The sequence below is a fragment of the Hyphomicrobium sp. D-2 genome (assembly GCF_029872155.1).
In the GTDB taxonomy this organism is placed as follows: domain Bacteria; phylum Pseudomonadota; class Alphaproteobacteria; order Rhizobiales; family Hyphomicrobiaceae; genus Hyphomicrobium_A.
In genome coordinates this window covers 143,947-156,251 of the sequence record NZ_JARXLA010000005.1, presented here as the reverse complement: position 1 = coordinate 156,251, position 12,305 = coordinate 143,947, and the positions used below count along the sequence as shown (strand labels likewise).

The 12,305-nt window shown below is 62.1% G+C and carries 8 protein-coding genes; 7 read left to right on the top strand and 1 reads right to left on the bottom strand.

Going from position 1 to position 12,305, the window contains the following annotated elements; translation table 11 throughout:
* The first annotated feature begins 18 nt into the window (after window positions 1–18).
* Both QEZ49_RS10805 and QEZ49_RS10800 read left to right on the top strand, forming a co-directional pair.
* Window positions 19–1,068: a Gfo/Idh/MocA family oxidoreductase gene (locus QEZ49_RS10805; RefSeq protein WP_280386782.1), complete on the top strand. Its 1,050-nt coding sequence runs from the start codon at window positions 19–21 to the stop codon at window positions 1,066–1,068.
* A 158-nt stretch (window positions 1,069–1,226) separates the two neighbouring features.
* The gene (locus QEZ49_RS10800) at window positions 1,227–2,378 is read left to right on the top strand and encodes a DegT/DnrJ/EryC1/StrS family aminotransferase (protein WP_280386781.1); all 1,152 of its coding nucleotides are present in this window, start codon (window positions 1,227–1,229) and stop codon (window positions 2,376–2,378) included.
* A 134-nt stretch (window positions 2,379–2,512) separates the two neighbouring features.
* Here the strand turns inward: QEZ49_RS10800 and wecB are convergent, their stop codons facing one another.
* The gene (wecB, locus tag QEZ49_RS10795) at window positions 2,513–3,592 is read right to left on the bottom strand and encodes a UDP-N-acetylglucosamine 2-epimerase (non-hydrolyzing) (protein WP_280386779.1); all 1,080 of its coding nucleotides are present in this window, start codon (window positions 3,590–3,592) and stop codon (window positions 2,513–2,515) included.
* Window positions 3,593–3,923: 331 nt separating this feature from the next.
* Here wecB and plsY point away from each other — a divergent pair, with 331 nt between their 5' ends.
* The 5 genes from plsY to QEZ49_RS10770 all read left to right on the top strand — a co-directional run bounded on the left by plsY (window position 3,924) and on the right by QEZ49_RS10770 (window position 12,224).
* Window positions 3,924–4,550 carry a glycerol-3-phosphate 1-O-acyltransferase PlsY gene (gene plsY / locus QEZ49_RS10790; RefSeq protein ID WP_280386777.1) on the top strand — a complete coding sequence of 209 codons (627 nt, stop codon included), beginning with the start codon at window positions 3,924–3,926 and terminating at the stop codon, window positions 4,548–4,550.
* Window positions 4,537–5,880, top strand: a complete 1,344-nt coding sequence (gene dprA / locus QEZ49_RS10785) for a DNA-processing protein DprA (RefSeq protein ID WP_280386775.1) — start codon at window positions 4,537–4,539, stop codon at window positions 5,878–5,880. Before plsY ends, dprA begins: the two co-directional genes overlap by 14 nt.
* Window positions 5,881–6,456: 576 nt before the next feature.
* Complete coding sequence (topA, locus tag QEZ49_RS10780) at window positions 6,457–9,261, top strand: type I DNA topoisomerase (protein WP_280386774.1); 2,805 nt, start codon at window positions 6,457–6,459, stop codon at window positions 9,259–9,261.
* A 30-nt stretch (window positions 9,262–9,291) separates the two neighbouring features.
* A complete protein-coding gene (rnr, locus tag QEZ49_RS10775; protein WP_280386772.1) occupies window positions 9,292–11,619 on the top strand; it encodes a ribonuclease R in 2,328 nt (775 codons plus the stop codon).
* 131 nt (window positions 11,620–11,750) lie between these two features.
* Entirely contained in the window at window positions 11,751–12,224 is a 474-nt protein-coding gene (locus QEZ49_RS10770) for a DUF983 domain-containing protein (protein ID WP_280386770.1), read from the top strand.
* Window positions 12,225–12,305: the final 81 nt, after the last annotated feature.

The window sequence follows — 12,305 nt, the reverse complement described above, 5'->3', positions numbered from 1 at the left end:
GCCGCAGGAGTGCCCACCATGACGGGGGTCAAAGACAGGAAAGTACGTTTCGCGCTGGTAGGGTGCGGACGCATTGCCAAAAATCACTTCGGTGCCATCGCAACCCACCGGGACCGTTGTGAGCTTGTTGATGTATGCGACATCGTTCCCGAGGTCGCACAGGCTGCGGCCAAGGAAACGGGCGCCACGCCGCATACGTCACTGCAAGCGATGCTGGCATCCACCAATGCCGATTGCGTTGTGCTGACGACTCCAAGCGGTCTGCATCCGCAGCAGGCGATGCAAACGGCCGCAGCTGGCTTCCACGTCATGACAGAAAAGCCAATGGCGACGCGCTGGAACGACGGCCTCGCCATGGTTGAAGCCTGCGATCGCGCGGGTGTGAAGCTGTTCGTTGTCAAACAGAACCGCCGCAACGCAACGCTGCAGCTTTTGAAGCGTGCTATCGAGGCCAAGCGCTTCGGGCGGATCTACGCGGTGGCAATCAACGTCTTCTGGACGCGCCCGCAGGAATACTACGACAGCGCGAAGTGGCGCGGCACGTGGGAGTTTGATGGCGGCGCCTACATGAACCAGGCCAGCCATTACATCGATCTGCTGGACTGGCTGATCGGCCCGCTCGAAAGCGTGATGGCTTACACCGCCACGCTGGCCCGCGATATCGAGGTTGAGGATACCGGTGTTGCCGCACTGCGCTGGCGCAGCGGTGCGCTCGGCACGCTCAACGTCACTATGCTCACACACCCTAAAAATTTCGAAGGCTCGATCACTATTCTCGGCGAGCACGGAACAGTGCGCATCGGCGGCGTTGCCGTCAACGAGATCCAGCATTGGGAATTCGCCGAAAAGTTGCCCGAAGACGACGAGATCGCACAAGCCAATTACGCCACAACCAGCGTTTATGGCTTCGGGCATCCGCTTTATTATGACAACGTCATCAATGTTCTCACCGGCAACGCCGAGCCGGAGACCGATGGGCGCGAGGGTCTCAAATCGCTTGAGCTTTTGATTGCGCTTTACCTGTCCGCTCGCGACGGCCGACGGGTCGCGCTGCCACTCCACTACTGACAAGCTACGCGCGCACGCCTCGCAAATAGTCTGAGCTTTGCGTGGCCAGCATGCGTGATACGTCCTCAGAAATGGCGCAACCCTCGCTGCAGGCGGTTCATGCAGCATCGCATGGCCTACGTTCGGGACAGATTGCAAAAGGCTGATTGAGAGACACCATGCAATTCATCGATCTCAAGACGCAGCAAACCGCTATCAAGGAAGATCTTGAGCGGCGTATCGCAGCGGTGCTGGCTCACGGCCAATACATCATGGGACCAGAGGTCGCCGAACTTGAAACGGCGCTGTCGGCCTATGTTGGCGTCAGGCATTGCGTGAGCGTTTCCAGCGGAACCGAAGCGCTGCTCATCGCGCTGATGGCGCTAGGCGTTGGCCACGGCGATGAAGTCATCACCACACCTTTCACGTTCGTCGCGACGGCTGAAGTGATCGTACTGCTGGGCGCCAAGCCCATTTTCGTCGATGTCGATCCGCGCACTGCCAACATCGACCCGACACTGATTGCAGCGAAAATTACGCCGCGCACCAAAGCCATCATCCCGGTCAGTCTCTATGGCCAGGTGGCGGAGATGGACGCAATCAACGCCATCGCCGCCGAACACGGCATTCCGGTCATCGAGGATGGTTGCCAGAGCTTCGGCTCCGACTACCACGGCCGCAAGAGCTGCGGACTATCGACATTCGGCGCCACGAGCTTCTTTCCGTCCAAGCCGCTGGGCTGCTACGGCGACGGCGGCGCTCTGTTCACGGACGATGACGCCCTCGCGCAGGCTGCGCGCGAGATCCGCGTACACGGCCAGAGCAAACGCTACGTGCACACCCGCATCGGCGTTGGCGGCCGGATGGACACCCTGCAATGCGCAATCGTGCTTGCAAAGCTGCCCCGGTTCGACTGGGAAGTTTCCGAGCGCGTGCGCATCGGCACGCGTTACGACGCGCTGCTCCGCGAAACAGTGCCTGGTTTCTGCACCGTCGATGCGTCGGATCTGAACGCTCCGCTGACCGGCGCCCGGTCTCTGGCGATGCTGGACGGCCGCACCAGCGTCCACGCGCAATACACGGTTCTCGTTCCCAACCGTGCCGAAGTGCAAAGCCGCCTCCTACAGGCTGGCGTGCCAACCGCCGTGCACTATCCAATTCCGCTCAATGCTCAGGATGCATATCGCAACCTTGGTAACAGCGATCCAACACCGGCCAGCGCGTGGCTTGGCGCGCATGTGATGTCATTACCAATGGGGCCGGACCTGACCGAAGCCGATCAGGATCATGTCGTCAGCGCTCTCGCCGGCGCACTTGCAGCCGACGCATAACACGGCGGGGCTCCGCGGTGGTGTGGGGTCCCACCCAGCGCAATCTTTGCACAAGGTGCGCAGGTTCATCGGCGACGCTTGAAAAGCTTCGGCATGGCATGAGGCGCAACGAAATGCGCCCCATGTGCCCGTGCCTAACCCGCCAATTTCTCAGCGATCAAGCGCGCCGCATCGCCATTGCCGTAGGGAAACGCCTCGGTGCCCTTGCGTCCTACAGCCGACAGGATCTGCTCCGAAATTGCAGGTCCATCCGGTGCCGCAAGCTGGTTCCAGCCAAGCTCGATCAGCTCCGTCCATTCCGTTTCGTCGCGCAGGGTGACACAGGGAACGGCGTAGAAGAACGCTTCTTTCTGCACACCGCCGGAATCGGTGGCAATCACCGCTGCGTTGGATTCAAGCGCGATCATGTCGAGGTAGCCGACAGGATCAATCGTCTTCACGCGCTCAAAACGAAGGCCCTGCCGTTCCATGGCACCGCGCGTGCGCGGATGCAGTGGCAGCACCACCGGTATCTGCTGTGCTACCCGATCGAGAGCGGCCACCAGAGCGCCGAGACGCTGCGGACTGTCGGTGTTCTCAGCCCGGTGCAACGTCGAGAGAACATAACGTCCCGGCTCAAGACCCAGATCGGCAAGCAGCGTGCGCTCCTTGGCACGGTCAGCAAACAGCAGCGCAGCGTCGTACATCACGTCACCGACATGATGCACCTTGGCGCTGTCGACGCCTTCGTGCAGCAGGTTCGCCACCGCTACATCGGTTGAGGCGAACAGCAAATCCGAAAGGTGATCGGCGACAACCCGGTTGATCTCCTCCGGCATCGCGCGATTGAACGACCGCAGACCGGCCTCAACATGTGCCACCGGAATATGCAGCTTGGCTGCCGTTAGTGCTCCCGCCAGCGTCGAGTTGGTGTCGCCATAGATCAGCACAGCATCGGGGCGAATGTCCTGCAGCAGCGGCTCAATCCGTTGCAGCATCAGGCCTGTCATTGCACCGTGTCCGCCACCGCCGACATCAAGATTATAGTCCGGCCGCGCGATACCCAGTTCGTCAAAAAACACGTCCGACATGTTGGCATCGAAATGCTGGCCGGTGTGGACGAGGATTTCCGAAATCGAGCCTGTGTCCCGCAGCGCGCGGCTTACCGGAGCAACCTTGATGAACTGCGGTCTGGCGCCAACGATGGTGACAATGGTCTTCGCCGGTTTGCTCATCGCTATGTCCAGTTCTCAGTTCACAAAAATGGGGCTGGGCCGCTTGAGCGCGACCGCAAGTTTCCGTCCAGGATCAGATAACGGCAGAATCCGCATGACGACAGATGGCAAATATCAGCGCCACACTGCAATCTTTTCACGCGCAAATAGCCGGCATAACTTCATCTGTCAGCCCCGGCTCCGGCATGGGCGAGATGGCCCTCCGCTGTCGGGCTGATGCTGGTCAAATGATGCGGACCAGTTGCAGGGGCTATGCTCAACAAGTACTTTGCGCAACTGCGGAGGCCGCATATAGGCGACGCTCCGTCGGGACAGGATACGGCGCTTCACCATGGACGTTATCACCAGCCCCTTCACGCTTGCGGCCGTGGCGCTTGGATATCTGCTCGGGTCGATTCCATTCGGCCTGCTGCTGACCCGCGCGGCCGGCCTCGGGGACGTGCGCAAGATTGGGTCCGGCAACATCGGCGCAACCAACGTACTGCGCACCGGGAACAAGCGCCTTGCTGCCCTCACGCTGCTGCTTGATGCACTGAAGGGCACCGCTGCTGTCCTGATCGGGCGTTGGCTCGGCGAGATGAGCGGCAACGCCAACATCGCTGAAATCGCTCCGCTGCTGGCGGGCCTCGCCGCATTTCTCGGCCACATTTTTCCGGTGTGGCTCGGCTTTCGCGGCGGCAAAGGCGTCGCCACCTATATCGGCGTGCTGCTGGGCGTCGATTGGCGCGCGGCGCTGGCGTTTTGCGCTATCTGGCTGCTGGTCGCGGCTTTGACGCGATATTCCTCGCTTTCTGCGCTGGTGGCAGCCGCTGCCGTCCCTGTCGGCCTGTTCGTCATGGGGCAGCAATCGGCGGCCATACTCGCTGGACTTCTTTCCTTGATGCTGATCGCAAAGCATCACGCCAACATCCGGCGGTTGCTTGCGGGAGAGGAGCCACGGATCGGTGCCCGGGAGTGATGCAGAACAAGCGCGCGGCTTCGCTGTAGCGCCATTTGTGGGCGAACAACGCGTCGCAGCCATACGTCTTGCACGCTCCGAGAACGTCGGCCCGGCGACGTTCCGCGATCTTATTGCCCACTGCAGCACGCCGAGTGATGCACTGGCGCACTTGCCGGAATTATCCCGCCGTGGCGGTCATCGCACCACGATACGCATCGCGGCCGCCAAGGATATCGAGGCTGAACTGAAGCGCGCAGAGAAATTCGGCGCCCGCTTCCTGCTCATCGGCGATGCCGACTATCCTGCCCCCCTTGCCGCCCTCGATGCACCTCCGCCGGTCATCGCAATCAAAGGCGACGCTAATCTGCTCAATCGCCCCAGTGTCGGCATCGTTGGCTCGCGCGCCTGTTCTGCTGCAGGCACTCGCATTGCCGCACAACTGGCGCGCGGCATCGGCATCGGCGGCTTTGTCATCACGTCGGGGCTCGCCCGCGGCATCGACGCGGCGGCGCACACAGCCGCGATGGAAACCGGCACGGTCGCAGTCGTAGCCAATGGCCTGGACGTGGTCTATCCGCCGGAGCACGAAGCCCTGCAGCGTACAATCGGCGAACGCGGGTGCACGGTTACCGAGATGCCGTTCGGCTATGTCGCCCGCGCGCAGTCATTTCCCCGCCGCAACCGCATCATTTCAGGCCTGTCGCTGGGGGTTGTCATCGTCGAAGCCGCCCGCCGTTCCGGCAGCCTCGTTACCGCGCGGCTGGCGGCGGAACAGGGCCGCGAAGTCTTTGCGGTTCCTGGCCACCCGCTCGATCCGCGCGCCGAAGGCACCAACGGATTACTGAAATCGGGTGCCACGCTGGTGACCGAGGCTGACGACGTGATCGCGGCCCTGATGCCGCTGACCGATACGCCCCTACGCCATTTCCGCGAGGATCAACCGGCGGTCTATCCACACGCAGGCGAATGGCGGGATTCAGCGTCCGGAGATTTAGGTGCGAACGATACACGCCAGCGTTCCACCCTCAGCCCCGGCCATGCAAGCGCGCGTACGGAGACTATCGGCGTCGAAGCGCTCACCTTTGCCAACAGGACGGCCGCCGCTGGAATTACGGCCAATGCACCACCGGGCCGAGCACCATCAGGCCAGCCGGTCAAAAACGACAGCGAAACGATAATCGGCGCCCTCGGCCCCGCTCCCACTGACATCGATAGTCTGGTGCGGTCCACCGGACTATCGATCAGATCGGTTCAGGTGGCGCTGATCGAGCTGGCCCTGGCCGGGCGGATTGAACGCCACGGCGCCGGCCTCGTTGCTCTTGCGATGGATGCGCCCAACGATCCGTGACGCGCTGCCACAGCTGATGGCCGGGCCTCCGCCATCAGTATTTGAAAGGCGAATACCCCTGGCAGGCGCCTCCACCAAAAAATATAAGTTATGAATCAGATGGTTAGATCAGAGACCCCAAGCGCGTCGGCCTAGAAATGCGTACTCTCGTCCTTCTGGAGCCGAGCTTCCACAAGCGCTGCCGCAAGAATGGCGGACAGTGTTCTCTGCCCGGAACGGTCTGAAAGGACCTTGAGTTCAGAAATAATGTCACAAAGATAATCTAGCACGGCCAAATTCTGAGATTTCTTGCAAGGGTGATCTAAGCTTCCGTTCCCGTGTTCGGGTTCAACCATATCGTCGCCTGCCCCAACTTAATGCAACCAATCATAGGCAGGACATATCACCATATACTTTTGGTTGCAATCGCCCGGAACGGGTTGCCAGGCGGCCCCGAATGTTTGACAGCGCCAAAATCCTCTCCCATGTTCCCGGGCCGAACGGACGCCTAAATTTCGCCCGATGCCGTGTTCATGGGCGTCAAATCCGTTCCCTCCCATTGATTTCGCGGCGCACCGCCAGATTGAAAGCCCTTAGATGAACGTCCTCATCGTAGAATCGGCTGCCAAGGCAAAGACGATCAACAAGTACCTGGGCAGCGGCTATAAGGTCATTGCCTCCTTTGGCCACGTGCGCGACCTGCCGGCCAAGAACGGCTCGGTCGAGCCGGACAATGACTTTGCGATGCACTGGGACGTGGACTCCAAGTCGCAGAGAATCATCAAGGAAATCGCTGACGCGGTCAAAAAGGCCGACAAGCTGATCCTCGCAACCGACCCTGATCGTGAGGGCGAGGCGATCTCTTGGCACATCCTGCAAATTCTTGAGGCGAAGAAAGTCATCAAGAAGGGCATGGAGGTTGAGCGCGTCGCGTTCAACGCCGTCACCAAGCAGGCGATTTTGGCTGCGCTGGCTGAGCCGCGGAAGATAGACACCCCGCTGGTGTCGGCGTACCTCGCCCGCCGCGCGCTGGATTATCTGGTCGGCTTCACGCTGTCGCCGGTGCTGTGGCGCAAGCTACCCGGCGCCCGTTCCGCAGGACGTGTGCAGTCGGTGGCGCTGCGCCTCATCTGCGACCGTGAACGCGAGATCGAAATCTTCCGCACCGACGAATACTGGACCATCGATGCCAACATGGCGACGGGCTCGGGCGAGGAGTTCTCCGCCCGCCTCAACGCCATCAACGGCGAGACGCTGAAGAAGCTGGACATCAAGACCGGCGATGAAGCCCATGCCATCAAGGCGGCCATCGAGAAGGGCGATTTCAAGGTCGTCTCGGTCGAGAAGAAAGGCGTGAAGCGCAACCCTTATCCGCCGTTCGCCACTTCGACGCTGCAGATGGACGCCTCACGTAAGCTGGGCTTTTCGGCCAAGCACACCATGCAGGTGGCCCAGCGCCTCTATGAAGGCGTCGACATCGGCGGCGAAACGGTGGGCCTCATCACCTACATGCGAACCGACGGCATCACCATCGTGCCGGAGGCGGTCAGCGCCATCCGGGGCATGATCGCTCGCGAGTATTCGCAGAAGTACGTTGCACCGTTCATCCGCGAATATAAGACCAAGGCCAAGAACGCGCAGGAAGCGCACGAAGCCATCCGCCCCACCGAAGTGACGCGCCGCCCGCAAGATGTCGCCAAGTATCTCGATCGCGATCAGGCACGTCTTTATGAACTGGTGTGGAAGCGCGCTGTCGCCAGCCAGATGGCATCAGCCGAAGTTGAACAGACGAGCGCCGACATTGCCGTCAAAGGTCGCGACGGCAAGGCCTATACGTTGCGCGCCACCGGCTCCGTCATCAAGTTCGACGGCTTCCTGAAGGTGTACGAGGAAGGCCGCGATGAGCGCCTGCATGCCGCCAAGGGTAAAGACGACACCGCAGGGGACGATGATTCAAGCCGTCGCCTGCCGGCACTGAACTCCGGCGATGCCGTGACCGATCGCGCTATCGAAGCCGAGCAGCACTTTACCCAGCCGCCGCCGCGCTATTCCGAAGCGACGCTGGTCAAGAAAATGGAAGAGCTGGGCATCGGCCGCCCTTCCACCTACGCCTCGACGCTGGCGGTGCTGCAGGATCGCGAATACGTGCGCACCGACAAGAAGCGCCTGATCCCGGAGGATAAGGGCCGGCTGGTGATCGCGTTCCTGGAAGGCTTCTTCCAGCGCTACGTCGAATATGATTTCACCGCCGCGCTCGAAGACCAGCTCGATCAGATTTCCGACGGCAAGCTGGAATGGAAAGACGTTCTGCGCGACTTCTGGCGCGACTTCACCGGCGCCGTCGACGAGATCAAGGATCTGCGCGTCGGCGAAGTGCTGGAAGCGCTGAACGAGATCTTGGGCCCGCACATCTTCCCGCAGCGCGAAGACGGCACCGATCCGCGCATCTGCCCATCGTGCAACTCCGGCCGCCTCAGCCTGAAGATTTCCGGCAAGTTCGGCGCGTTCATCGGCTGTGGCAATTATCCCGAGTGCCGTTACACGCGTCAGCTTAGCGATGTATCCGGCACTGGCAGCGCCGATGGCGAAGCCGCTGGCCCCGATGGCAAGCTGCTGGGCCATGATCCGGAATCGGGCCTTGCGGTAACGCTGCGGACCGGCCGCTTCGGTCCATATCTTCAGCTTGGCGAAGCAGGCGAAGATGAAAAGCCCAAGCGCTCAAGCATCCCCAAGGGTGTCGATGCGGGCTCGGTTGATCTGGAATATGCGCTGAAGCTGCTGTCGCTGCCGCGCGAGGTTGGCATGCATCCGGAAACCGGCAAGCCGATCAGCGCCGGTCTTGGCCGTTACGGTCCATTCGTGCTGCACGATGGCATGTATGCCAACGTCGAGAATGTCGAAGAGGTGTTCTCCGTCGGTCTCAACCGCGCTGTCGCGTTGCTGGCTGAGAAGGCGGCGGGCGGCAAGGGCCGGTTTAACCGTCCCAAGGCAACGGTGCTGAAGGAGCTGGGCGAGCACCCGGATGGCGGCGGCAAGATCGAGGTGCTTTCTGGCCGCTACGGCCCGTATGTGAAGCACGGCGACGTCAACGCCACCATACCCAAGGGCAAGGACCCGGCGACGCTTTCAGTTGCTGATGCCGTTGCGCTGATCGCCGAGCGCGCCGCCAAGGGCCCGTCCTCAAAGAAAAAGCCTGTGCGCAAGGCAGCTGCCAAGGGCGAGGCAAAGGCAAAACCCGCCGCCAAGGCCGCCAAATCATCTAAACCTGCAAAGGCGGCAGCACCGAAAGCGGCCGCGAAGAAGGCGGCGAAGCCTGCCGCCAAGACCACCAAGGCTGCGGCTAAGCCAGCCGCCAAGGGCCGTGCCACCAAGAAGGCTTCGGCTGCGCAAGCGGAGAGTTGATCCGCCCCACCATTCGCCGGGCATCCTGACATGGCACGCAAACCGACGCCGCGCACACCCAAGGCCAAACGCAACGGCCCAAAGCAGCGCGGCGGCGGCGCTGCGCCCCGTGGCATCGGTGGTGCAATGCCTACCCGTGAAGAGGTGATGGAGTTTATCCGCACTTCGCCGGGCAAGGTCGGCAAGCGCGAGATTGCCCGCGCTTTTGGCATCAAAGGCCCGCAGCGGCTCGACCTCAATCGGCTGCTGGCCGAGATGTCAGACGAAGGCGAACTTTCATCCGGCCGCAAGCATCTGCGTCCCAAGGGCGGACTGCCCACCGTCACCGTGATCGAGATTGTCGGTCGCGATGACGACGGCGATCTGATCGCCAAGCCGGTCGTGTGGGAAGACGAAGGCGAGCGCCCGTCCATTCTGCTCGTCGCTGCGCACGCGCGCGGACCGGAGATCGATGTCGAGGCCAGCATCGGCGTTGGCGACCGCGTGCTCTCGCGCATCAGCGAAATTCGCGAACCGGAAGAAGGCGGCTATCGCTTCGAAGCCCACCCGATCAAAAAGCTGCCGCGCGAGAAGCGCCGGCTGGTCGGCGTGTTCCGCGCCAGCGAGAACGGCGGCGGCAACATCGAACCGATCGATCGCAAGCAGCTCCGTTCCTGGTCGATCGCCAAGGGCGATGAAGGCCCGGCGAAGGACGGCGATCTCGTTCGCTTCGATCTGGGGCGCAAGGGCCGCCTGCATGTACCGCAGGCGCGCATTCTGGAAACGCTGGGCAGCCCGGACGATCAGCGCCAGATCAGCTTCATCGCCGTGCACACCCACGGCATCCCGGACGACTTCCCCGAAGGCGTCATCTCAGAATCGAAGGCGCTAGAGGAAGCGACGCTCGCCGGGCGCACCGACCTGCGTGACATCCCGCTGATCACCATCGATCCGCCCGATGCGCGCGACCACGACGACGCCGTTTACGCCGAGCCCGATAGCGATCCAGCCAACCCGGGCGGCTTCATTGTTTACGTGGCGATCGCCGACGTGTCCTATTTCGTGCGGCCGGGATCGCGCCTCGATCGCGAAGCGCAGTTGCGCGGCAACTCGGTTTATTTCCCCGATCGCGTCGTGCCGATGCTGCCAGAGCGGATCTCAAACGACCTGTGCTCGTTGCGCGAAGGCGAGAACCGCGCCTGCTTGGCCGTGCGCATGGTGTTCGACAAGGACGGTGCAAAACGCAGCCACACGTTCATGCGTGGGCTGATGCGCTCGGCCGCCAAGCTCAGCTATCAGGAGGCGCAAGCCGCCATCGACGGCAATCCTTCCGACAAGGCCGGACCGCTGCTCGAAGGCATCCTGCGGCCGCTGTGGGATGCCTATGCGGTTCTGGCGGCTGCGCGCGACAAACGCGGCCCGCTGGATCTCGATCTGCCCGAGCGCAAGATCGTGCTCGACGAAACTGGACGCGTTGCGGATGTCGTGACGCCTGAACGTCTCGCGGCGCACCGCCTGATCGAAGAATTCATGATTCAGGCCAACGTTGCTGCTGCCGAGATGCTGGAACAGAAGAAGACTCCGGTCGTCTACCGCATCCACGATCAGCCCTCGAAGGAGAAGCTGGCCAGCCTGCGTGACTTCCTCGATACCATCGGCATGAAGCTGCCGCAGGCATCTAACCTGCGCGCATCGCACTTCAACGGCATCCTGAAGCACGCGAAGGAAATGCCGGTCTCTGATCTCGTCAACGAGGTGGTGCTGCGCAGCCAGAGCCAAGCTGAATATAACATCGAGAACGTCGGCCATTTCGGCCTCAACCTGCGCCGCTACGCGCACTTCACCTCGCCCATCCGCCGGTATGCGGATCTGCTCGTGCATCGCGCGCTGGTGAAGGCCATCAAGCTTGGCGAGGGCGGACTGGACGACAGCGAAGTTCCGCGCCTGCGCGAGATTGCGCAGCAGATCTCCGAAGCGGAACGGCGCGCCATGGCGGCGGAGCGCGAGACCATCGACCGCCTGATCGCTTCCCATCTGGCTGATCGCATCGGCGCGAAGTTCGCAGGCCGCATCGCTGGCGTCACGCGTTCAGGTTTGTTCGTGCGCCTCACCGAGACCGGCGCTGACGGCTTCGTTCCGGTATCCTCACTGGGCACCGACTTTTTCAATCACGTCGAGGCAGAGCACGCGCTGGTCGGGAAGCGCAGCGGCGAAACCTACCGGCTGGGCGATAATGTCGAAGTGCGGCTGGTGGAAGCCATTCCCTCGGCGGGCGCGCTGCGGTTTGAGATGTTAACCGAGGGCAAGCGCGGACGTGTTGCCGCGCCCTATGCCGGTCCGCAGCTGAAAATGCGACGTGGCAAGCCGCGGCGACGCTGACCGGGTCAATTCGATGCGGCCATTGCGCTATTGACCTCAGTCAATCGGGGGATCACGTTATGTCGCGGCCAGCAGTGCAATTCAAACACGCGCAAAAACAGCGGCCGGCAAACGAGGCGAGGTAAAGCCCGATGACTGAGACACCGCAAACCTTCTCCGACAAGCCTGCATCGCGCGCCGCTGAGCAGCGCGACTGGGGACAGGCCATGAGGCGCGGGACGTTCGGCAAGTGCCCTGCGTGCGGCGAAGGCCAGTTGTTCCGCAAATATCTGAAGGTGGCCGATAGCTGCCCCAAGTGCGGCGAGGAGTTGCACCATCACCGCGCCGATGACGCACCGCCCTATTTCACGATGATGATCGTCTGCCACTTTATCGTCGCGGGCATCATGGCGGTGGAAGAACACTTCCAGCCGAGCTACTGGCTCCACATTGCTCTCTGGTTCCCGCTAACCATCGGCATGTGCATGTGGATGCTGCCGCACATCAAGGGCTCGCTGGTCGGCCTGCAGTGGGCGCTGCGTATGCATGGCTTCGACGGGCATGATCCGCTGGAGCCTTCTTTGGGTGAACCGGCCAACGCCTCGAACCCCAAGGCGACACTTTAACCATATGTAGAGCGCGCGGCTTGCTTGACAGGCCGCCCGCGCTGGCTATGTTGCCGGCTCTCCGCAGCCTGTGCGGACGTT